The sequence below is a fragment of the Allobosea sp. GW821-FHT10B12 genome (assembly GCF_059415545.1).
The window spans coordinates 85,090-105,430 of the sequence record NZ_JBWKNL010000001.1 but is presented as its reverse complement, the minus strand read 5'-3'; the positions used below and the strand labels follow the sequence as shown (position 1 = coordinate 105,430).

At 67.3% G+C, this 20,341-nt stretch carries 21 protein-coding genes; 10 read left to right on the top strand and 11 right to left on the bottom strand.

The window, feature by feature from the left end; genetic code table 11:
* Positions 1 to 37: 37 nt before the first annotated feature.
* Positions 38 to 1,399 (bottom strand): serine hydrolase domain-containing protein, encoded by a 1,362-nt coding sequence (locus tag AC07O0_RS00520; protein ID WP_494619151.1) that lies wholly within the window; start codon positions 1,397 to 1,399, stop codon positions 38 to 40.
* A gap of 169 nt (positions 1,400 to 1,568) precedes the next feature.
* On the opposite strand from AC07O0_RS00520, the gene AC07O0_RS00515 reads away from it, so the two are divergent.
* A complete protein-coding gene (locus tag AC07O0_RS00515; protein ID WP_057192263.1) occupies positions 1,569 to 1,781 on the top strand; it encodes a DUF3126 family protein in 213 nt (70 codons plus the stop codon).
* Positions 1,782 to 1,837: 56 nt separating this feature from the next.
* Here the strand turns inward: AC07O0_RS00515 and AC07O0_RS00510 are convergent, their stop codons facing one another.
* Positions 1,838 to 2,563, bottom strand: coding sequence for a hypothetical protein (locus AC07O0_RS00510; RefSeq protein ID WP_494619150.1), 726 nt, complete (start codon positions 2,561 to 2,563; stop codon positions 1,838 to 1,840).
* Positions 2,564 to 2,735: 172 nt separating this feature from the next.
* Between AC07O0_RS00510 and AC07O0_RS00505 the strand changes: the two genes are divergently transcribed.
* Complete coding sequence (locus AC07O0_RS00505) at positions 2,736 to 3,065, top strand: DUF6949 family protein (protein WP_494619149.1); 330 nt, start codon at positions 2,736 to 2,738, stop codon at positions 3,063 to 3,065.
* Positions 3,066 to 3,118: 53 nt separating this feature from the next.
* A complete protein-coding gene (locus AC07O0_RS00500; protein WP_494619148.1) occupies positions 3,119 to 3,649 on the top strand; it encodes a gamma carbonic anhydrase family protein in 531 nt (176 codons plus the stop codon).
* Between the two features lie 204 nt (positions 3,650 to 3,853).
* Here the strand turns inward: AC07O0_RS00500 and AC07O0_RS00495 are convergent, their stop codons facing one another.
* The 3 genes from AC07O0_RS00495 to AC07O0_RS00485 all read right to left on the bottom strand — a co-directional run bounded on the left by AC07O0_RS00495 (position 3,854) and on the right by AC07O0_RS00485 (position 6,330).
* Positions 3,854 to 4,486: a transglutaminase-like cysteine peptidase gene (locus AC07O0_RS00495; protein ID WP_494619146.1), complete on the bottom strand. Its 633-nt coding sequence runs from the start codon at positions 4,484 to 4,486 to the stop codon at positions 3,854 to 3,856.
* A 591-nt stretch (positions 4,487 to 5,077) separates the two neighbouring features.
* The gene (locus tag AC07O0_RS00490; RefSeq protein ID WP_454024026.1) at positions 5,078 to 5,692 is read right to left on the bottom strand and encodes a PilZ domain-containing protein; all 615 of its coding nucleotides are present in this window, start codon (positions 5,690 to 5,692) and stop codon (positions 5,078 to 5,080) included.
* A 65-nt stretch (positions 5,693 to 5,757) separates the two neighbouring features.
* Positions 5,758 to 6,330, bottom strand: a complete 573-nt coding sequence (locus AC07O0_RS00485; protein ID WP_494619145.1) for a PAS domain-containing protein — start codon at positions 6,328 to 6,330, stop codon at positions 5,758 to 5,760.
* Positions 6,331 to 6,698: 368 nt separating this feature from the next.
* On the opposite strand from AC07O0_RS00485, the gene AC07O0_RS00480 reads away from it, so the two are divergent.
* Complete coding sequence (locus AC07O0_RS00480) at positions 6,699 to 7,514, top strand: rhomboid family intramembrane serine protease (RefSeq protein WP_494619144.1); 816 nt, start codon at positions 6,699 to 6,701, stop codon at positions 7,512 to 7,514.
* A 190-nt stretch (positions 7,515 to 7,704) separates the two neighbouring features.
* Positions 7,705 to 8,136 carry a CBS domain-containing protein gene (locus tag AC07O0_RS00475; protein ID WP_494619143.1) on the top strand — a complete coding sequence of 144 codons (432 nt, stop codon included), beginning with the start codon at positions 7,705 to 7,707 and terminating at the stop codon, positions 8,134 to 8,136.
* A gap of 22 nt (positions 8,137 to 8,158) precedes the next feature.
* Here AC07O0_RS00475 and AC07O0_RS00470 read toward each other — a convergent pair whose 3' ends face one another.
* From AC07O0_RS00470 to folE, 3 genes are all read right to left on the bottom strand, one after another.
* The gene (locus AC07O0_RS00470; protein ID WP_494619142.1) at positions 8,159 to 9,178 is read right to left on the bottom strand and encodes a patatin-like phospholipase family protein; all 1,020 of its coding nucleotides are present in this window, start codon (positions 9,176 to 9,178) and stop codon (positions 8,159 to 8,161) included.
* Positions 9,179 to 9,327: 149 nt separating this feature from the next.
* Positions 9,328 to 9,729 carry a phosphoribosyl-AMP cyclohydrolase gene (gene hisI, locus AC07O0_RS00465; RefSeq protein ID WP_454024021.1) on the bottom strand — a complete coding sequence of 134 codons (402 nt, stop codon included), beginning with the start codon at positions 9,727 to 9,729 and terminating at the stop codon, positions 9,328 to 9,330.
* Between the two features lie 161 nt (positions 9,730 to 9,890).
* A complete protein-coding gene (folE, locus tag AC07O0_RS00460; RefSeq protein ID WP_494619140.1) occupies positions 9,891 to 10,532 on the bottom strand; it encodes a GTP cyclohydrolase I FolE in 642 nt (213 codons plus the stop codon).
* Positions 10,533 to 10,686: 154 nt separating this feature from the next.
* On the opposite strand from folE, the gene AC07O0_RS00455 reads away from it, so the two are divergent.
* Positions 10,687 to 11,136, top strand: coding sequence for an iron-sulfur cluster assembly scaffold protein (locus AC07O0_RS00455; RefSeq protein ID WP_494619139.1), 450 nt, complete (start codon positions 10,687 to 10,689; stop codon positions 11,134 to 11,136).
* A gap of 3 nt (positions 11,137 to 11,139) precedes the next feature.
* Here AC07O0_RS00455 and AC07O0_RS00450 read toward each other — a convergent pair whose 3' ends face one another.
* Positions 11,140 to 11,871: a phosphatase PAP2 family protein gene (locus AC07O0_RS00450; protein ID WP_494619138.1), complete on the bottom strand. Its 732-nt coding sequence runs from the start codon at positions 11,869 to 11,871 to the stop codon at positions 11,140 to 11,142.
* A 125-nt stretch (positions 11,872 to 11,996) separates the two neighbouring features.
* On the opposite strand from AC07O0_RS00450, the gene yidD reads away from it, so the two are divergent.
* A complete protein-coding gene (gene yidD / locus AC07O0_RS00445; protein WP_494619137.1) occupies positions 11,997 to 12,293 on the top strand; it encodes a membrane protein insertion efficiency factor YidD in 297 nt (98 codons plus the stop codon).
* Here yidD and AC07O0_RS00440 read toward each other — a convergent pair.
* On the bottom strand, positions 12,274 to 14,832 hold the full coding sequence (locus AC07O0_RS00440; RefSeq protein WP_494619135.1) for a hypothetical protein: 2,559 nt from the start codon (positions 14,830 to 14,832) through the stop codon (positions 12,274 to 12,276). The two genes, yidD and AC07O0_RS00440, sit on opposite strands and share 20 nt — an antisense overlap.
* 277 nt (positions 14,833 to 15,109) lie before the next feature.
* Here AC07O0_RS00440 and thrS point away from each other — a divergent pair, with 277 nt between their 5' ends.
* The 3 genes from thrS to AC07O0_RS00425 are packed head-to-tail and all read left to right on the top strand — an operon-like array spanning position 15,110 to position 19,063.
* Positions 15,110 to 17,107, top strand: a complete 1,998-nt coding sequence (gene thrS, locus AC07O0_RS00435) for a threonine--tRNA ligase (protein WP_494619134.1) — start codon at positions 15,110 to 15,112, stop codon at positions 17,105 to 17,107.
* A gap of 46 nt (positions 17,108 to 17,153) precedes the next feature.
* Entirely contained in the window at positions 17,154 to 18,443 is a 1,290-nt protein-coding gene (locus AC07O0_RS00430; protein WP_494619133.1) for a DUF2157 domain-containing protein, read from the top strand.
* The gene (locus AC07O0_RS00425; RefSeq protein WP_494619131.1) at positions 18,440 to 19,063 is read left to right on the top strand and encodes a GDYXXLXY domain-containing protein; all 624 of its coding nucleotides are present in this window, start codon (positions 18,440 to 18,442) and stop codon (positions 19,061 to 19,063) included. The genes AC07O0_RS00430 and AC07O0_RS00425 overlap by 4 nt, the downstream gene beginning before the upstream one ends.
* 12 nt (positions 19,064 to 19,075) lie before the next feature.
* On the opposite strand, the gene AC07O0_RS00420 is transcribed toward AC07O0_RS00425, so the two are convergent.
* The gene (locus tag AC07O0_RS00420) at positions 19,076 to 20,146 is read right to left on the bottom strand and encodes a serine hydrolase domain-containing protein (protein ID WP_494619130.1); all 1,071 of its coding nucleotides are present in this window, start codon (positions 20,144 to 20,146) and stop codon (positions 19,076 to 19,078) included.
* Positions 20,147 to 20,341: the final 195 nt, after the last annotated feature.

Below are 20,341 nucleotides of genomic sequence, written 5' to 3'. Positions count from 1 at the left end.
CCTTCTCCCGCAGGGGGAGAAGGTGAGCTGCGGCTCTTCAGCCATAGCGCTCCAGCATCTCAGCCTTCAGCGCCTCTTCCCCGATCACCTGCGCGGCCCCGAGCCAGGCCTCCTCGATCTCACCCGCCGCGTTGCGGACGAGGCGCGCCGGCTCGCCTGGGCTGGCGAAGGCCGAGGCCTTGACGATGCGGCCATGGTCCTCGCCCTCCGGCACGATCTCTCCGGCGTCGAGGAACGGGTTGAACAGCGCCGGATTGGCGATCAGCACCTTGCCCCCGACCGGGACGAGATCTCCCGCGCCCCAGATCGTCCAGAGGCGCTTGCGCCAGCGCAGCGTCGCCGCCGTCGGCGCGCCGTGCTCGGCAAAGGTCCTGAAGATCTGGATCACGCCGTCGAGCCAGGGATGGGCGAGGCCGTCGATGGCGTTGGTCAGCACCGAGACGGTGAGGCCCTGCTCTGGGACGGTGACGGTGCGGGTGATGAAGCCCTGGAAGCCGCCGGAATGGCCGACCCAGTCCCAGCCGTTACCTCCACCGGAGATGGTGCCGAGACCATAGTGGCGCCCCAGGCTGCTCTCGGCGTCGGGCCAGAGCCGGCGCGTCATCTCGCGGCGGCTGAGCGCCGACAGGACGCTGGCTTCAGCCTTCGGCGAGAGCTGGGCGATGTAGCGGGCGATGTCGGCCGCGGTCGCGACGAAACCGGCGGCCGAGACCATGGCGTTGCCCGGATTGTCGGCCGGAATCACCACGCGCCGGCCGAGCGGCTGCGTGCCGCTGTGGCCCTTCGCCATCGGCCCGTTCCAGAGCGTGATGTCGGGCCTGGTCTCCTTCAGCCCGGCGGGCGCGACGATCTCGCGGGCGATCCAGTCGGCATAGGGTTCGCCCGTTACCGCCTCGATGACGAGGCCGAGCAGGCCGAAGCCGTGATTGGAGTATTTGAGGCGCTGCGAGGCGGGGAAGACCGGCGGCCGGGCGAGGTCGGCGAGCAGCTCGTCCTTGCGCAGATAGGGCTTGCGGTCGAAGAACTGGCCGCAGTCGACGCCGTCGCGCAGGAGCCCGGCGCTGTTGGAGAGAAGCTGCGTCAGCGTCACCGCCGCGACCTCGGGATGCAGGCCGTCGACATGGGCGCCGGCCTTGTCGTCGAGCCGGAGGCGGCCTTGTTCGACGAGGCGTAAGGTACCGGCGGCGGTGAAGCTCTTCGAATGCGAGGCGATCCGGAAGCCGTGACGCGGCGTCAGCGCCTCGCCGGTCGCAAGGTCGGCACTGCCGAAGGCGGCCTCGAGCACGATCTCGCCGCCATCGGCGATCGCAACCGCGCAGCCGGGCTGATCATGGAACCGGCGCTGGAATTCGAGCCAGCTTGCGACATAGTCGAGCGCGGCAGGCAGCCATGGCTTCATCGGGCAATCCATCGTCGAGCAGGGCGGGTGCCGAAGCTTGGCACGGCTGACGGCGCCGCGTCAGCGCCGCAAAGCGCGGGAGCCATGCATTGTTGGTCAGATCGCCTTCGTCCTTGCCCTCGCCGCCGACGCGTGGCATCCGTCCGGGCAACACATAAGGATCGTTACCGTGGACAAGACCGAACTCGCCAAGCTCGAAGCGTATCTGCGCCGGACCTTCGCCAACCACAATATCAGCGTGCGCGCGCGGCTGAAGAAGACCGATTCGGCCGAGGTCTATCTCGCCGACGAGTTCATCGGCATCATCCATGTCGACGACGAGGACGGCGATCGCTCGTTCAACTTCACCATGGCGATCCTCGACGTCGATCTCGAGGACTGAGTCGGATCCGATCAGATTGAATCAATCTGGTCGGAACGGGCTCTGAGGCAAGAGCCTCAGCGCATCAGCCCGTCGATGGTGCGGCGCACGCCGCCGAGCATCACCTGCCAGTCGGCGACGATGGCGCGCGGGAAACGGATGTTCACATCGACGCCGCGGTGGCGGAAGGTCACGCGGCAGGGTTCGTCGAGGCCGCTCTGGGCGGTCTCGACCGGGCAGCGCGCGGCAAAGCCGCGTCCGTCCGGCACCGAGACATAGAGCTCGTCGCCCTCATAAGGCGAGCCCTTGCGGAAGCCGCGCACCACCAGCCCACCCGGATTGGACCAGACTGTCGGCGTCAAGAAGCGGGCATAGGTAGACAACTGCGTCGCCGGCTCGTTGACCTTGTCGGGTGGGCTCAGTGTCACCAGGAGCCGCCTGCCGCTCTCGGGCGTGACCGGGCCGAGGCCCGGCCAGTCGAGGCGCAGGCGCGCCATGCCGACCAGGCGCCCGTCCTCGCCATCGGCGCCGGTTAGGTTCGCCGGGATCGCCAGCACGACGTCGCCGACCCTCGCCGGCTGCAAGTCTGTTCCGGCGTCGGGGTTGGAGCGGGTGGCGAACAGGGCAAGGCCGGTGCCGCCGAGCCCGAGGACGACGATCGCCGCCGCAAGCTGTAGCAGAACCCGATCGCCGCGTGGCAGGACGGGTGCGGGACGGCGCTTCAGATGGTTGCGGATCAGTGCCGCGACATCGGTGGCGCTGGTGAGCGGCTGGTTCTGGTCGGGCGCGGCGTAGAGGCTCATCGGATTCGTCCCTGGACCGGCGCGCGGCTCTGTCAGGACACTCAACCAGAGCCGTCTTAACGCCCCGTAAACCATGTCGGGGCCGGCGTGGTTAACCATCGGTTAAAGCTTTACTTCCGCGTCGAGCGACCTTGGGCCATTGTTTGCCAGCAATCTGCTGGAAGCTGCGCCCGTGACGCTCGAACCCGCCGCCGTCGAGGCCCTGAAATCGCTGGTTCTCGGTTTCGCTTTCGCCGGCCTGCTGGCGAGCGCCTTCGAATTGTTCACGCACAAGCGCGCCGGCTTCGAGCTGCTGCAGGGCGGCGGCGTCGGCGCGGTGGCGAGCGTGCCGGTGGTGGTGTTCAGCGCGCCCTTCCTGATCCTGCGCAACACCGTGCGCGGCCGGCGGATCGAGGGGCGGCCTTTCTTCTTCGTCATGGCGGCGAGCATGATCGCCGCGCTCTGGAGCCTGATCAGCGGCCGGGTCGTGCTCGACCTGCTGATGGTGCTCGGCGCGGCTTGACGGCTAGGGCGCTGCCCCTGCAATCCTCGGGCTGAAAAGTCCTGGAGGATGTCATGCCGCTCTATTCACTCGACGGAACCTCACCCGAAACGCCGCCGGAAGGGCAGTGGTGGCTTGCGCCCGACGCCCATGTGATCGGGCGCGTCAGGCTGGCGAAGGATGTCGGGATCTGGTTCGGCGCCGTTCTGCGCGGCGACAATGAATGGATCGAGATCGGTGAGGCCACGAACCTCCAGGAAGGCTGCGTGCTCCATACCGACATGGGCGCGCCGCTCAAGGTCGGCACCGGCTGCACCATCGGCCACCGGGCCATCCTGCATGGCTGCATCATCGGCGAGAACAGCCTGGTCGGCATGGGCGCGACCGTGCTCAATCATGTGAAGATCGGCCGGAACTGCCTGGTCGGCGCCAATGCGCTGGTGACCGAGGGCAAGGAATTTCCCGACAATTCGCTGATCGTCGGCTCGCCGGCCCGCGCGATCCGCACGCTCGACGAGGCGGCCGCTGCAGGCCTGCGCGCCACGGCTGCCGGCTATTCCGAGCGCTGGAAGCTATTCGCCAAGAGCATGAAGCGGATCGATTGATCGTTTCGCACTGGGCCGCGGTTTCGTCACTCCTGAAAACGAAGCGGGCCGGCTCCCGGGGAAGGAGCCGGCCCTGGACGTGCCCGGTCGGGGACGGGTGGGTGGGGACGTGACCGGACTCGTCGTCTGGTGGCGAAGCCCGTCTAGACTTCGCCGGTCTGGTATTCGCGCCGGGTTTCGTCCCCGCCCGGCGCGTTGTCTGGTTCAGCGCAGCGATGCCACCGTCGAGGTCGAGAGGCCGCCGAGCGAGGCCCAGCCGGTACGGGCCTGGGATTCACGCTTGACGTAGGTGTAGCCGGTCTGGCTCCACGGCAGGATCGCATTGCGCTTGTTGTCGAGGATGAAATCGCCGCGGTCGGTGCGGATCATCAGCACGGCGTGGCCGGCATTCTCCTCGTCGATCACCACGGTGACGCGCATGGCGCGGCGCGGCAGGCCGGCCTCGGCCAGGCGCTGGCGCTTCAGCAGGACATAGTCCTCGCAGTCGCCCTTGCCGTCGGTGGGCAAGTCCCAGCGGTCGACCACGCCCCAATGGTCCTGGTCGGTGATGGCCTCGATGTCGCGATTGGCCTTGAGATTGGCCGCGACGATCAGCTTCCACAGCTTCGGCGTCAGCTCGACCTGCTCGGCTTCGCGGGTGTCGACGGCGCACTCGCTCGGGCTGCGCTTGCAGAAATCCGTCCAGGCATAAGGTGCACGGGCGTCACCGCCGGCGACGATCGGCGCGCTGGCGACCGGCAGGTTGGCGCTCTGCTGCGCCTGAGCGCCGGTCACGCCGGCAAGAGTGATGATCGTAACAGCGGCCAGGCCGCGAAATCCCCGGAAACTCGAAAACATGTCGTCCCCTTTCCTGTCCCGGGAACGACCATGCTCTTGGGCTGTAGAGATCGCTTGAAATGAAAGCGGACAATTTTACTGAAATCGAGCCTATAGAATGCAAAAGTACTTACAGAAAATCAGGTATAAAACCGAGGGTAAGAATTTTCAGCGCTCGTATCAGAAATCCTTAACCATGGATTTCCTTAACCATCCAGTTCTTTAACCATGGGCGCGAGGCCTCATTCGGCCGAACGGCTGGCGTTGAGCGTGGATGAAGAGCGCGGGGAGCCCTTCTCCCGTGTGGGACAAGGGCAGGGATGAGGGCTTGCCGTAACCGATGGAGGCGCCGCGGCTCCCGCTTCGCCCTGATAATTAGCGGCAGTCCCTCACCCCTGCTCCTCTCCCATTCGGGAGAGGGGTTCTGCGCGCGCTCTATCCGTCGCGGATATTCCGGAGGCCCGCACGGGTTTTCAGCCTCGCGCTGAAATCAGCCGGAGAGCTTTGTCAAAGAGGCTGCTGGCGATGAGCCGACCCGGTTGCACTCATGGCCGCCGCTTGCAGCTCACCCGGGACAGGTGTTCGACGGGAAGAAAGCGCTCGAGCCTGTGCTCAGAGCTCGAGGTTCTCGTCGAGCGCGTCGGCCGAGAGCGGCATGCGGAACTGCGCGGCGTAACCGCCGTCGAAGCGCCGCACGATCGTGGCCGCAGTACCGCCGAGCCGGACCGCCGCACCCATTTCGAACTGGTAGTCGCTGGCGAAGGCCGCTCCGGACAGCGAGAAGTCGATTAGCCGCACGGCGTGCTCGCTGCCGTCCTCCAGCGTCAGGATGCAGCGCGGGTTGCGCGGCACGATGCGTTCGTGGCGACGGTCCTCGGGCAGGCCGAGCTCGTCGCGATTGGCGAGCCAGGTCAGCTGCGCGGTGAACTTCTCGCGCTTGCGGCTGGTCGCGGTGATCGTCATCGCGAAACCAGCAGGGGTGGTGCGTACCGCAGTCCCCTCGATGCGGCCGAGATGTTCGAGATAGACGATGACGCGATCGCCGATCGCGGGCTTCGCCGGTGCGACCATATGCAGGCCGCCAGGTGAGATGTCGGTGGTCTGGCAGGGGTATTCCATGCGGCTCGGCAGCATGTAGCGCCCAAGCAGGACGACCTTCATACGCTGATGGCGCCGGCGCTCGACCGGGACCGAGCCCGTTCTTTGGTTTTGGGGCGCCGTCAGCATCGCAGACCTTGTTCCTAACAGGGCCATGCTAGCGGCCTGCGGGTTAAGAGCTGGTTAGTATAACCTCAGATCCGGCCACCCGGCAGAAGCATCAGTTTCGGCCGCTTGTCCTGGGCCGACGATTCGGCGGGGCGCAAGGCGCGGCCATCGGGCCAGATCATCCTGAGCGAAATCATCCGCATCGAGGCGAGCGTGTCGAGGCCGAGCCAGTCCGGCGAGAGGGCAGGCGAGAGCGCGCCGAGGATGCGGGCATGGGTGCGGCCACGGTAGCGCAGCGGCAGCAGCAGCAGTTCGAGGTGGATGCTCGCGCCGTTCTCGGTCTGGGCCGAAAGCCCGGCGACGGCACCGGCGGTCTCGTCCATCACCGTCTGGACGAGGCGGCGCATGTCGCCTTGCGCCTCGACCTCGGGCCAGAGCGCGGCGAAGGCACGGCCCCGCAGCTCGCGTCCGAACAGGGCGCAGAGCCGCGTCCCGGCCAGGCGGAAGACCGGCCCGATCGGCTCGTTCTCGAGCACGAAGGTGTCGGCGAGCGCATGGCGCAGCGCGCCCGGCTCGATCTCGCCCCGTTCGGGAGCGCTTCGTTCGCCGCGCAGCGTGTCCCAGTAGTCGAAAACCAGGCGGGTGCTCGGGTTCTTCATGTTCTTGTCCAGTCCGGTCTGCGCTGTCCCTGATCGTGCGAAGGCGTGTCAAATCGGAGCGCATTCGTTCGAGGCGGGGACTGTCGGGTCCTTGCGAATCGGTAGGACGCAGCACGCATGCCGTCTTGCCACGCGAGCCGGACAGGGCGAGGCGGCAGGGAGCGTTAAGGTTAAGCAAGGGTTAAGCTTGTGGAAGATGCCTAAAATGCCCCATAAATCCGCTGTCGAATTCGAGCCCGTGCCAAGCGCCCGTGGCTCACTGGAAAGGCGGGGGCGCGGGGGCGTGACCGGCCGGGGAGGAAAGGGGAGAGCAGCAGCTCTCCCCTTTTCTGTTGCCTGCCATAGGCCGATGCGCCAGTGAGGGCCTGATGTCGGTGAATCCAGACGATCCCCATGGTCCTTCCGGCCGCGAGCCGGTGTTCAACCTGCCGTCTGCCGTCGTCTGGCTGATCGCGGCGCTGGCGTTGATCCAGGGCGCGCGCGAACTGCTCAGCGCGCAGGACGATTTCCTCCTGGTTTCCTGGCTCGCCTTCGTGCCGGCACGGTTGACGCTGTGGTTCGCGCCGGAGCGATTGCAGGAGGTGTCGCAGGCGCTTGGAGCGTCCGCCACGCCCGATTTCGTCCAGCGCCTGCAGCTCGTGCGCCTGCTTCTGGCGGATGGCGGGCAGCCCTGGACCCTGCTGAGCTACGGGCTGCTGCACGGCTCCTGGCTGCACCTGATTTCGAACGTCGTCTGGCTGGCGGCCTTCGGCAGCCCGGTCGCGCGCCGGCTCGGGAGCGTGCGCTTCCTGCTGCTGATGGCGCTCTCGACCATCGCCGGCGCCTTGCTGCACTGGTGGTCGCGCGAGCTCGACGTCCTGCCGCTGGTCGGGGCCTCGGCCGGTGTCTCGGGCGCGACGGCGGCGGCGATCCGCTTCGTCTTCTCGCCCGGCGTGCATTTCGGCGGACTTGGTCATGACGAGGTGGTCCGCGCCATCCCGGCCGAGCCGCTCGGCGGCCTCTGGCGCAATTCGCGGGCGATGCTCTTCGTGGTGATCTGGTTCATCACCAACATCCTGTTCGGGGCCGGGCTGATCCCCATCATGGGCGAGGAGACCAGCATCGCCTGGGAGGCGCATATCGGCGGCTTCCTCGCCGGGCTCATTCTTTTCCCGTTGCTCGATCGCGGGCCGGTCCGGCGCTGATCACAACCACAGCGAGCAGGATTCGGCCCGCAATCGCCTTGCCGTCGCCTCAGACTTCGCTCACATTGGACTCAGTCCAGCGTGGCGTCGCGCCGCGGACGTCATGGTCCGTTGGCCCCCGGCGCTGCTCTCGTCGCAACCCATAAACGTGCGCCGGCCAACGGCGCCGCTATCGTCGGAGGAGAAGTCGATGAACGTCGCTCATATTCTCGGCAGCAAGGGGGGAGAAGTGGTCTCGGTGCAGCCGCACCGGACGCTCGGCGAGGCAGCGCGGACCCTGGCTGAGAGACGGATCGGCGCCGTGGTCGTGACCGGGGCCGATGGCGACCTGCTCGGCATCCTGTCCGAACGCGATATCATCAAGGCCCTGGGTACAGACGGCGCCGCCGCGCTGGAGACGCCGGTGTCGCGGGCGATGACCGGCAAGGTCGTGACCTGCCGGCCCGACACCAGTGTCGACGATCTGATGGAAATCATGACCTCGGGCCGCTTCCGGCACGTGCCGGTGGTCGATGGCGGCCGGATCGCCGGCATCGTCTCGATCGGCGACGTGGTCAAGCATCGTGTCGCCGAGATCGAGGCCGAGAGCCGGGCGATGCGCGACTATATCGCGATGGCGTGAGGCACCGAGCCGCGACCTGCCGCTAGTTCAGCGGCAGGTGGTTGGCCGCGACGATCGCCGCGATCTCGTCCAGCGCGCGCTCGGCCGCCTGCCGGCCGAGGGCGATCGCCTCGTCGGCACGATGGAAGTCGAACAGGCCGACGCGGCCGAGCTTGGGACCGATCATCACATCCGGCGGATCGCCGGCGAGGCGCGAGCGCGAAATCCGGTCCTGAGTGATGTTGAAGGCGTCGACCATCACGCCGGCGAGTCCCGGCTGCTGATCGTGATTGGCCTTGCCGACGATGCCGCGCATGCGCTCGCGCATGCCGCCGAACCAGCCGGTGGCCGGGCGTTGCTCCGGAGCAGGTTCCGGATCGGCATCGGCGCCATAGGACTGGATCACCGTGCCGCGGCCGGTCATGTCGCTGTTCAGATTGACGCAGAGCACGACGTCGGCGCCGAGCGCGCGAGCCACGGTGACCGGCACCGGATTGACCAGCGCCCCGTCCATCAGCCAGCGACCGCCGAGCTTCACCGGGTCGAACACGCCGGGCAGCGCATAGGAGGCGCGCAGCGCATCGACCAGCGAGCCGCGCGTCAGCCAGATCTCGTGGCCGGTGCCGAGCTCGGTGGCGACGGCGGCGTAGGTCTGCTTCAGGTCGCTGATGTGCAAGCCGGCGAGGTCGCGCTCGAGCAGACGCTTCAGCCGACTGCCGGCGATCAGTCCGGCTCCGCCGAGATGGAAATCCATCAGGCCGACGACGCGGCGCTTGGTCAGGCCGAGCGCGAATTCGCGCAGCTGTTCCAGCTTGCCCGCGGCGTAGCAGCCGCCGACCACCGCACCGATCGAGGTGCCGGCGATCACCTCAGGCGCATAGCCGGCCTCGCTCAGGACATCGAGGACGCCGATATGCGCCCAGCCGCGCGCGGCGCCGCCGCCGAGCGCCAGGCCGATCCTCGGCCGGCTGAGACGCGGGGCGGGTTCGGAAACGAGATCGTTCATCGCTGCTCCGCCGCCGCCCAATCCAAAGGCCCGTCTGGCGATGTTCTCCAGTCTCATCGGCGCGATCCCTCCGCGGGGGATTCAGGATCACGCGAGCCGATGAGCGAAAGATGAACGGCGCCGGGACCCTAGGCGGCTATCAGTCGCTTTTGAAGGAAACATGAAAGCTTGGTGAAAGGATTGCCAACGAAGCAGGCATCCCCGGTTCAGAAGGCCAATGGCCCGTCGGCTGCGGTCCCGACCGGCTTAACCCGATAGAAGCAGCTATGGCGGCCGGTATGGCAGCAGCCGCCGTCGCCGCCGACATTGACCTTGATCCAGATGGCGTCCTGGTCGCAGTCGACCCGCATCTCGACGATGCTCTGGAGCTGGCCGGAGGTCTCGCCCTTGCGCCAGAGCGCCTGACGGGAGCGCGACCAGTACCAGGCCTCACCGGTCTCGATGCTCCGGCGCAGCGATTCGGCGTTCATATGCGCGACCATCAGCACCTCGCCGGTCGCAGCGTCGGTGGTGACGCAGGTGACGAGCCCGTCGCGATCGAACTTGGGCGCGAGCACGGCGCCTTCCTCGATCTCGGCCTTGCTGGACAGGGTGGGGAAGGCGGTCATGTCGGGATCCTGAAGGATTGGCACGCTGCCATATAGGGCGCGGAAGGCTTGCCGTCATTCTCGGGCGGCGCAGAGCGCCGACCCGGGAATCCCAGGACCAGAGGGGGCTGGTTTCCGAGATGCTCGGGGCAAGCCCGAGCATGACGCACCTCTTGGGTGGATCACAGCGCCGGCGACTTCACCATGGTGAAGAAGCGCACCTGTTCGGCAGGATCGCGGAAGCGACCGGTGTACTGGGTCGTCATCGTCGACGAGCCCTGCTTCTGCACGCCGCGCATCGACATGCACATGTGCTCGGCCTCGACGAGGACGGCGACGCCGCCGGGTTTCAGCGTCCGTTCGATCGCCTTGGCGATCTGCGCCGTCATCGTCTCCTGCGTCTGCAATCGGCGGGCATAGACATCGACGACGCGGGCGAGCTTCGAGAGGCCGACCACGCCACCGTTCGGATAGTAGCCGATATGGACCTTGCCGACGAAGGGCACCATGTGGTGCTCGCAATGCGAATAGAACGGGATGTCGCGGACGAGGACCATGTCCTTGTAGCCGTCGACCTCCTCGAAGACGCGCTCGAGCATGTCATGCGCATCCTCGCGATAGCCCCTGTAGAACTCGCGATAGGCCTTGGCGACGCGCTGGGGCGTATCGAGCAGGCCTTCCCGCGACGGATCGTCGCCGGCCCAGCGGATCAGCGTGCGCACGGCCTCCTCGGCCTGCTCTTGTGTCGGCTGGGTGATGATGAACTTGTCTGCGGAGGGGCTACGTGCCCGCTCTACGGACAAGGACTTAACCACATTATCCATGTGGAGCCTCCCGTTTCGGTTGCGCCGGCCTCACGACCGGCAGGTCAGACAAGTTCGCCCGCTCGTCCAGCGAATGACGCGCTCTCCCTAAGAGCGTGCCGGCACTCTATATTGGTTGCGAAAGCCGGCAACTCCAGACCCGGCGGGGCAACCCATGCTGAACGACGTCTACAATAAGCGAATCCTGGAATTGGCAGGAAACATCCCGCTGCTCGAGCGCCTGCCGGCGCCCGATGCGACGGCGACGGCTCATTCGCGCCTGTGCGGCTCGACGGTCACCATCGACCTGACCATGGACCAGGATGTCGTCACCGGCTTCGGCCATGATGTCCGCGCCTGCGCGCTCGGCCAGGCCTCGTCCTCGATCATGGCGCGCCATGTCATCGGCTCGACCGCTGCCGAACTGCGGCAGGTGCGCGAGCAGGCGCGGGCGATCCTGAAGGAAAGCGCGGAGCCGCCCGCGGGCAAGTGGGCGGATCTGTCGGTGCTCGTGCCGGTCCGCGACTTCAAGGCCCGGCACGCCTCGACCATGCTGACCTTCGACGCGGTGGTCGACGCGATCGGCCAGATCGAGGCGAAGCGGCGCGAGGCGGTCGCGGGCTGAGCGTTATTTCAGCCCGAATGCCTGCCGCGTCTCGACCCGCGTCTCGTCGAAGCGGACCCTGAACGCCTTCTCGGCGAGCAGCGCCTTGGCGACGACGCGGCCGATCTTGTCGCCGGCCTCCAGATCGGTCGGATAGTGGAAGCCGCAGACGAGGCGGCTTTCGCCATAGCTCTTGACCCGCTCCTCGAACTTGTCGGCGAGCTCGGGCACGGCTTCGGAGAGCAGCGTGGCATAGAGCGCCGCCGTCGCGGCATGGGCCGAGGGGAAGGAGGTGCCTTCCGGCCGTCCGCCGGGGCAGGGCTTGACCCGGACCTTGTTCCACATCTGGAACGGGCGAATGCGGCTGGTCAGGCGGTTGACGCTCTTCAGCAGGATCGCGAGCTCGATCTGCGCTTCGCGCATGAGGAGGCGCGTCTCGCGATGGGTGCCTTCGACATAGGCGTGGTCGATGCCGTTCAGGAAGGCGTTGAGCGTCTGGTACTGGTCGGCGATCGCCTGCTTCTCGCGCTCCGGCGTGCGGGCTGCGGAGATGGCGAGGACCTTCTCGAACTCGGCGCGATGTTCGGGCGAGTTCTGTGCAGGCGGCAGGCCCATCACCTTGGCGACGTCGATTTTGCCGGCGTCGAGCCAGATCAGATAGGGTCTCTGCTGTGCTGCCGCCGGCATGGCCAGGGCGAGCGCGAGAAGCGGTCCGCAGAGGGCGGTGGCGGTGGCGAAGAGACGAGCGCGCATCATGACCGGGGCTGGGGAGGGCAGAATTGGCGGGGGCGATGAAGATGGGTGAGAGGGGGCGGCGAGGTTCGCCTGAGTCATACTTGCCTAAACATGCTGAAAAAAGCCTTTCGTGGCGACGCGGTCTCGTGCTCGCTCCGCGTCGGGGCGCGCATTTTTTGATCCGCGGCTACCAGCTCAGCCTCTCCATGCTGATCGGCCGGCAGTGCCGGCACTGGCCGTCCTGCTCGGAATACACCGACGAGGCGATCCAGCGGCACGGTCTCTGGGCCGGGGGCTGGGTCGGCTTTGCCCGCATCTGCCGCTGCACGCCGCTCGGCACCTCCGGCATCGACCTGGTCTGCGAGGAATTGCCGCCGCAAGGCGCCTGGTACAAGCCCTGGGCCTATGGCCGCTGGCGCGGCGTCAACGGTCCGGCATCTTGACCGGCGCGCTCGCGGGCTGCTCGGCGATGGTTCTTTGCTCGGGGGCGGAGAGCGGCGCGTTGAGCCACATCCGGGCCTTGAGCAGCGACTGGCAGTTGCGCCGGTGATAGGTCTGCCGGTCGAGGTATTCCTGAACCGGCTTCGACAGCCACCAGCTCATCGACACCTCCTTCAGCACCGTCACCCGGCTCGGAACGGCGGGAGGCGGCGCTCCCTCGCTCGGGGCTTTCGCTCCGGCGGCGAGCTCGGTCGTCGGGCTGGTCCGCTCGAAGCATTTCGGGGGTTCGATCTCGGGCGGCACGTATTCGAAGCCCGTCAGCCTGTCGACGATGGCGAACTTGTCCCCGGTCGGAGCTGAGGGTTCGCCGAAAACGAGGAAGTCGGCGACATTGTCCTTGCCGACCACGCCTGCCAGCGCGGCGAGGGCATAGGACCCACGCGCGCCGCGGGTCGACAGCACCGTGTTCACCGGCGCCATCAGCAGTGGCGCCAGCGAGTCCTCGCGCGGAGGCGGGCGCTGGTCGCGCTCCGGGTCGGCGATCAGGTCGACCGGATCATTGGCGATGTGGAGCACGACGGGCGCAAGGCCGAAGCGTTTCAGCGCGTCGGCGATCTCGGCCGTCGTCGTCGCCCCGTCATTCTCGAAATAGCCGCCATCGACCGCCCGGAGCGTGACGTCGCAGCCATCGGCGAAGCGGCCGGCCGGCGAGACGATCGGGAAGCGCGCACTGTTCAGCGCTGCGCTGGCGAGGGTGAGGTCGAGGCCGTTGCCGCGGGCGATGGTGCAATTCGGCCTCGGCGAGGTCAGTTCGCCGAGGAAGCGCGACGCTTCGAAGGCGTCGACGAACAATGTCGGCCGGTCGAGCCTGATCTGGGTGGCGGGGTCCAGCTGGTTGGCGAGCTGGCTGGCAAGAACGCGCTTGCCGGTTTCCTCCGAAGTCGCATTGAGGACGAGGAGCGGGAGCCAGTTGCCTGCCTTGCGCGTGCTCTGGCCGAACCGGCTGAACGATTGGGCGAGGTCGCCGCGCGCCGGCATGGTTTGCGCGCCCTGCGCCGGGGCGACGACGTTGTCCTGGTAGTGGTTGATCCAACTGTTCTCGAGGATGGCGGCGCGATCGAGGAAATGGCCGTTCGGCCAGAACCGGCCGAGCATCGGCTCCAGGAACAGGAATGGCTCGCTCGTCACCAGAGCGAGCACGGTCGGCGAGAGGAAGTCCTCGCCGGCGAGCACCTGCAGGCAGTCGCGCCATTTGCTTTCGTTCGGTGTCTTGAAGAAATGCGCCGGGCTCTTGTCGATGCAGGGCGGGAGCAGCGTGGTGTCCTTCGGATCGCGGCGCGCATCGCTCATGGCGGCCACGGCCTGGATCGCGCCGAGCGAGCCGCCGGACACCCCCGAGATCGCGAAGACCCGCTTCCCCAACAGAGGCAGGGTGGCGTCGGGCCCTTCGCAGGCGCGGCCGGGCTGCCGGCAGGGGTTGTCGAGGAGCTCGCCGAGGATCGTCGCGGCGAAGAAGGCGGCGCGCGAGGCGCCGCCCGCAATCGTCACCAGGACCGGGCGCGGACAGGTGTCGCTGGCCACGCAGTTCGCCTGTTTCCAGGCCGCGACGGCCTCGCCGAATTCCATGGCCGGCTGCGGCTCCTGCCTGGCGCGCGAGACGAGATTCGAATGGCCGCAGGAATTGGCGGCAAGCAGCCAGGCGACCAGCAGCAGCACGGTGAAGGGAAAACGCGTCCTCTGGCTCGCCATGCCGATCTGCGTGAAGACTGGAATCCAGGCACCGAGCAGGATCGGCACGAGATAGATGCCGGAGACGACAGCCAGCAGGCGATCGCCGAAGGCGGCGACGGCCCCGAGCATCAACAGGCCGAGCGCGAGCCAGACGGCGGCGTGCAGGCTCACCGCCTCGCGCCAGCTGCTCCCGCCTTCTCCCTGCGCCGTCTTCTTCTCGCGGAAATGCGCCTCGGTCTTGGCGATCTGCCGGATATTGCGGCCCCAGAGAAAGAGATGGGCGGCGATGCCGCAGCCGAGGGCGACATAGAAGCCGGCCGAGCCGCTGCGGAGAATGCCGGCCGACAAGGCCAGGGAATCGTCGCCGGCGCCAGGCAGATCGGCCAGCGCCGCCTCATAGCCGCACCAGACCGCGAAGAAGGTCAGGAGGGCGAGCGCATAGGGCACGACGACCACGAAGGCGCGGAAGCGACGATCGTAGATCGCCATGTCGCGCGGGGTCAGCTCGCGGGACGGGCCGATCAACCAGGCGCTTTCGCCGAGCAGGTGCTCGGCGGAGGCCTGGACGGCGCTGCTCCAGGCGATGATATGGATGACGAAATAGACCAGCCAGCGGAACAGCATCTCCCAGAAGCGGGGGTGCTCCGTCCCCGGCCCGAAAGCCGGTCCCTGGAAGACCAGGAAGAGGTCGCGCGCCTGCGGAACCTGCGTCAGCAAGAGATAGCCGAGGAGGACGGAGATCGCGGCGACGCGGCAGGCATAGATGACCCGCAGCAGGTCGCCGATCCAGTTGAACGGCCACGAATCCACGTCTCGCAGGACGGGCGCCGCGGCGTCCGGTGACATCGCTGGCTGCATGGCGATCGAACCGACTGAGAGGATCGGAAGTCGATTGCGTAACCTACCGTCAATCCCGCCCCGGTTGCAATCGCTGAGGGCGTGATGTGCGCCGCTTCTGATTGCCTGCGCAGCCGGTCTCGTATAGGCCGTGCCGGCGCGCGCCGATCCGGCTGCCGGCCGCGCCTCTCAAAGGCAGCCGGCCTTGGCTTACGGGGCCTTGTATCCCCGAGTGAGCAGGAGCCGATCGATGACGATCTCCCTGACATTTCCCGATGGCGCGCAGCGCGAATTTCCTTCCGGCATCACCGGCAAGGAGCTTGCCGGCGGCATTTCCCCCTCTCTGCTGAAGCGCACCGTCGCGATGGCGCTCGACGGCGTGGTCGTCGACCTCGGCGATCCGATCACCGCCGACGCGAAGATCGAATTCCTCAACCGCGAGGACCCGCGCGCGCTGGAGCTGATCCGGCACGACACCGCGCACGTCCTCGCCGAAGCGGTGCAGGAGCTGTTCCCCGGCACGCAGGTGACGATCGGCCCGGTCATCGAGAACGGCTTCTTCTACGATTTCGCCCGCAACGAGCCCTTCACTCCGGAGGACTTCCCGGCGATCGAGAAGAAGATGCGCGAGATCATCGCGCGCGACAAACCCTTCACCAAGGAGGTCTGGAGCCGCGACAAGGCCAAGGACTTCTTCGCCAACAAGGGTGAGGCCTACAAGGTCGAGCTGGTCGATGCGATTCCCGCCGACCAGACGCTGAAGATGTATGCGCAGGGCGACTGGATCGATCTCTGCCGCGGCCCGCACATGACCTCGGTCGGCAAGGTCGGCAACGCCTTCAAGCTGATGAAGACGGCCGGCGCCTATTGGCGCGGCGACAGCAACAACGCGATGCTGACCCGCATCTACGGCACGGCCTTCGCCCGGCAGGAGGAGCTCGACGCCTATCTCAAGCAGCTCGAGGAAGCCGAGAAGCGCGACCATCGCCGGCTCGGCCGCGAGATGGACCTGTTCCACTTCCAGGAGGAGGGGCCGGGCGTCGTCTTCTGGCACTCCAAGGGCTGGCGGCTGTTCCAGGAGGTGCTGACCTATATGCGCCGGCGCCTCGCCGCCGATTATGAGGAGGTCAACGCCCCGCAGGTGCTCGACAAGTCGCTCTGGGAGACCTCGGGGCACTGGGGCTGGTACCAGGACAACATGTTCGCGGTGAAGTCGGCCTCGGCCTTCGAGAACCCGAACGACCAGGAGCGCGACCACAAGGTCTTCGCGCTCAAGCCGATGAACTGCCCGGGCCATGTCCAGATCTTCAAGCACGGGCTGAAGAGCTATCGCGACCTGCCGATCCGGCTGGCCGAATTCGGCAATGTCCATCGTTACGAGCCCTCGGGCGCGCTGCACGGGCTGATGCGCGTGCGCGGCTTCACCCAGGACGACGCCCACATCTTCTGCACCGAGGAGCAGCTCGCCGCCGAATGCATGGCGATCAATGACCTGATCCTCTCGGTCTACGAGGATTTCGGCTTCACCGAGGAGCTCGTGATCAAGCTCTCGACCCGGCCTGAGAAGCGCGTCGGCTCCGACGCGGTCTGGGATCATGCCGAGGACGTCATGACCAATGTGCTGGAGAGGATCGCGAAGCAGTCCGGCAACCGGATCAAAACCGAGATCAATCCGGGCGAGGGCGCCTTCTACGGGCCGAAGTTCGAATATGTCCTGCGCGACGCCATTGGCCGCGACTGGCAGTGCGGCACGACGCAGGTCGACTTCAACCTGCCCGAGCGCTTCGGCGCCTTCTATATCGGCTCGGACGGCGAGAAGAAGCAGCCGGTCATGGTCCACCGCGCCATCTGCGGCTCGCTGGAGCGCTTCGTCGGCATCCTGATCGAGCACCATGCCGGGCATTTCCCGCTCTGGCTGGCGCCGGAGCAGGTCGTCGTCTGCCCGATCACCTCGGAAGCTGACGGCTATGGCGAGGAAGTCACCATGGCGCTGCTCTCGGCCGGTCTGCGCGCCCGCGCCGACCTGCGCAACGAGAAGATCAGCTACAAGGTGCGCGAGCACTCGCTGGCCAAGGTCCCGGTGATCCTCGCCGTCGGCAAGCGCGAGGCCGAGGAGAAGACCGTGACCGTGCGCCGCCTCGGCAGCCAGGCCCAGACGGTGATGAGCCTCGATGCCGTGATCGCGGCGCTGACCGAGGAGGCGACGCCGCCCGATCTCGCCCGGAAGCGGAAGGCCAAAGCGGCCTGACGCGCCATCTCGCCAAAACCCGTCAGCCCGTGCCAAATAGGCCGGCATGCTGACGGGTTCCTATCGCAAACGGCTTGAGGCCGATCTGGTTCGTTGGGTTGGGGAGGGGCTGGTCAGCGCCGAGAGCGCCGCCGGCATCCGCCGCTCGCTGGCGCAGGAGGGTGGCGGCTTCAAGCTGCCGGCCCTGCTCGGCCTGTTCGGCGGCCTGCTGATCGCCTCCAGCGTCTCCGCCTTCGTCGCGGCGAACTGGGAGGAGATCCCCCGGATCGCCAAGCTCGTCATGGTGCTGCTCGCGGTCGCGACCGCGCTCGGCATCTCGGCCCGGCTGGAGAGCCGCGGCTCGACCAACGGCGCCGACGCTGCCGCGACCTGCGGCACGCTGATCTTCGCCGCCGGCGTCGCACTCGTCGGCCAGATGTACCATCTGCCGACCGACTGGCCGGGCGGGGCGCTGCTGGTCGCGATCGGCGCGCTGATCGTCGCCTTCCTGCTGCGCTCCAGCGGGGCGCTGGTGATTGCCCTCGTCGGTATCGCGGCCTGGGGCGGCGGCCGCTGGGACGAGCGCGAGGCGGGCGCCCATCTCCTGTTCTGGATTCCGTTCCTGCCGGCGCTCTGGCTCGCCGCGACCCGGCACAACCGCCTCGTCCATCATCTCGCCGCGCTGATCCTGCTCGGCTGGTTCGCGACCCTGCCGGGCCAGTACACGCTCTTCCGCTTCGATTACGGCCTGCTCGCCTACGGGCTGGCGGTGTCTGCGCTGTTCGTCGCGCTCGGCGCGCTCGCGGTCGATCGCGGCGGACCGGGCCTCATCACCGCCTTCCTGCCCTGGGGGCTGATCGGCCTGATCCTCACGCTCAATGTCGAGCTCGTCCGCATCCTCGACAAAAGCGAGGCGCTGCCCGGCACAGCTCTCTGGCAGAACTATTTCGCCTATGGCCTGGCGGTGCCGGCGCTGGTCGGGCTCGGCCTGCTCGGGCGGGAACGGCGTTTCGCCTGGCCGCTGGCGGTCGCGCTCTTCATGTCCCTGCTGGTGCCGGTGCTGTTCTGGAGCGGCAGCGCCGTCAGCATCGTCGGCAAGATCGTCGTCGCGGCGCTGATCCTGGCGGTCGCGATCGCCATCGTCGTCGCCGGCTCCGGCGGCGGCGTGCGCCGGGTCAGCATCGCCGGCTCGGCGCTGTTCATCATCGCGGTCTTCGCCCTGCTCGGCCAGACCATCGGCACCTTGCTCGACCAGTCGCTGTTCTTCCTGGTCGGTGGCGCGCTCCTGATCGGCCTCGCCGCCAGCATGCGCCGGCTCCTCGCCAGATTCAGCAGGCAGGCGGAGGCCGCGCCATGATCCGCCTGCCGTCCCCCGACGCGCTGCTTCACCGCATCTCGCCGCTCTGGCGCGGGCTCGCCGCCATCGTCCTGCTCTGCGGGCTGACCCTGGCCCTGGTCGAATCGCGTGCCGGCATCCTGCGCTCGGGCACCGAGGTCCGGCTGGCGACGGCACCGCTCGACCCGCGCGACCTGTTCCGCGGCGACTATGTCATCCTGAACTACAAGATCAGCACGCTCGATCTCTCCAAGATCGACGGCGACAAGACGTTCGAGCGCAATCAGCCGGTCTTCGTCCGGGTCGCGCCCGGTCCCGACGGCCTCGCCGAGGCGAAGGGCGTCTACCTCGCCCGCCCGGCGGCCGGAGCCGGCGAGACCGTGCTCGAGGGCAAGGTCGCCTCGGCCGGCGCCTGCGTCACCAATGCCGACGGCGATCCCGACTGCAATGCCGGCCGCCGCGCCATCCGCGTCACCTACGGGCTCGAAAGCTATTTCGTGCCGCAGGGCACCGGCCGCGCCATCGAGACGACCGAGCGCAAGCGGCTGGAGATCGTCGCCGCCGTGTCGAGCTCCGGACAGGCGGCGATCAAGCGCCTGCTGATCGACGGCAAGCTCGTCCATCAGGAGCCGCCCTACTGAAGGGCGCGCGAGCTAGTCGACCGCCGCCACCAGCCGCTCCAGGAAGCCGTCGATCGCGGCCTTGTCGATCCAGCGCAGCACCGCGACGAGTTCGTGCTCGGGATCGATCCAGATCAGGTTGTTGCCCGCTCCTTGCGCGCTGAAGGCGCTCGCCGGCAGCTTGGGATTGGCGGTGGGGCCGCGGTTCAGCCACCAGAGGAGGCCGTAATTCGGCAGGGTCGGCGAGGGCACGACCGATTGCTCGATCCAGGAGGCCGGGATCAGCTCGCGCCCCTCCCAGACACCCTTCTGTGCGATGAGCTGGCCGAAGCGGGCATGGTCGCGGGCGCTGATGAAGAGGCCGCCGCCCCAATGGCCGCCGCCGGGGACCGACTGCATAAGCTGCCCGTCGATCTCGACCCAGGAGGTCTCGTAGCCCTCCCAGCGCCAGCCTTGCGAGGCGCCGACCTTGTCCATGATCCGCTCGCGCAGCACCTCGGGAAGCGGCTTCCGGAAGCGGCGCAGCAGCGCATAGCCGAGCGCGTTCACCCGGACGTCGTTGTATTCGTAGAGGCTGCCGGGCTCGCGCAATTCGCGGCGCTGGCCCTTGCGGCTGTTGTCGGCGCCGATGCCGATCTGCCTGAAATGGTCGACCTGGTCGGACTTGCCGAAGATCTCGCCCTGCCATTCGCTGTTCATGTTGAGCAGATGGCGCCAGGTGATCCTGGCATTATGCGGGCTGGAAAAATGCGGGCCGTCGACGCTCTTGCCCACGGGCTCGTCGATATCGGCGATCAGCCCGTCGCCGACGGCAAGCCCCGCCAGCACCGAGAGATAGCTCTTGGCGATCGAGAAGGTCATGTCGGCGCGCTCGACATCGCCCCATTCGGCGACGACCTTGCCGCCCCTGAGCACGACGCCGGCCGGCCCGCCGCGCGACTCGACCGGCCCGACGATCTCAGTCCACGGACCCTTCTCGTCCCATTCGCGATTCCCGACATAGGCGCCGTCCGGATAGAACATGCTGCGCGGCCAGGGGGAATCGTGCGCCTGCGCGAAATCGACGGCGGCCTGGAGGCGGGCGGGGGAGAGGGAGCTGGGCAAGGCGGAATCCTGACAGTCTTAGCCGAATCCCTCAACGTTAGCATGTTTTCCGCCTTAAGCTGTGCGTATCAAGGAATCATACCTCACGAGATTTCACAGAAATGAAGTATTTTGTGGAGCGCTCGTCTCTTGTCATTGTTCGCGCTTCAAAGACACATTGCGCCGTCGTACAACTTCCGTTGGGTTATGATTTGA

Bases quoted from the DNA above. Each gene is read 5' to 3' on its own strand.
- AC07O0_RS00520 (WP_494619151.1), bottom strand. From the start codon at position 1,399: ATGAAGCCATGGCTGCCTGCCGCGCTCGACTATGTCGCAAGCTGGCTC.
- AC07O0_RS00510 (WP_494619150.1), bottom strand. From the start codon at position 2,563: ATGAGCCTCTACGCCGCGCCCGACCAGAACCAGCCGCTCACCAGCGCC.
- AC07O0_RS00500 (WP_494619148.1), top strand. From the start codon at position 3,119: ATGCCGCTCTATTCACTCGACGGAACCTCACCCGAAACGCCGCCGGAA.
- AC07O0_RS00495 (WP_494619146.1), bottom strand. From the start codon at position 4,486: ATGTTTTCGAGTTTCCGGGGATTTCGCGGCCTGGCCGCTGTTACGATC.
- AC07O0_RS00490 (WP_454024026.1), bottom strand. From the start codon at position 5,692: ATGCTGACGGCGCCCCAAAACCAAAGAACGGGCTCGGTCCCGGTCGAG.
- AC07O0_RS00485 (WP_494619145.1), bottom strand. From the start codon at position 6,330: ATGAAGAACCCGAGCACCCGCCTGGTTTTCGACTACTGGGACACGCTG.
- AC07O0_RS00480 (WP_494619144.1), top strand. From the start codon at position 6,699: ATGTCGGTGAATCCAGACGATCCCCATGGTCCTTCCGGCCGCGAGCCG.
- AC07O0_RS00475 (WP_494619143.1), top strand. From the start codon at position 7,705: ATGAACGTCGCTCATATTCTCGGCAGCAAGGGGGGAGAAGTGGTCTCG.
- AC07O0_RS00470 (WP_494619142.1), bottom strand. From the start codon at position 9,178: ATGAGACTGGAGAACATCGCCAGACGGGCCTTTGGATTGGGCGGCGGC.
- hisI (WP_454024021.1), bottom strand. From the start codon at position 9,729: ATGACCGCCTTCCCCACCCTGTCCAGCAAGGCCGAGATCGAGGAAGGC.
- folE (WP_494619140.1), bottom strand. From the start codon at position 10,532: ATGGATAATGTGGTTAAGTCCTTGTCCGTAGAGCGGGCACGTAGCCCC.
- AC07O0_RS00455 (WP_494619139.1), top strand. From the start codon at position 10,687: ATGCTGAACGACGTCTACAATAAGCGAATCCTGGAATTGGCAGGAAAC.
- AC07O0_RS00450 (WP_494619138.1), bottom strand. From the start codon at position 11,871: ATGATGCGCGCTCGTCTCTTCGCCACCGCCACCGCCCTCTGCGGACCG.
- thrS (WP_494619134.1), top strand. From the start codon at position 15,110: ATGACGATCTCCCTGACATTTCCCGATGGCGCGCAGCGCGAATTTCCT.
- AC07O0_RS00430 (WP_494619133.1), top strand. From the start codon at position 17,154: ATGCTGACGGGTTCCTATCGCAAACGGCTTGAGGCCGATCTGGTTCGT.
- AC07O0_RS00425 (WP_494619131.1), top strand. From the start codon at position 18,440: ATGATCCGCCTGCCGTCCCCCGACGCGCTGCTTCACCGCATCTCGCCG.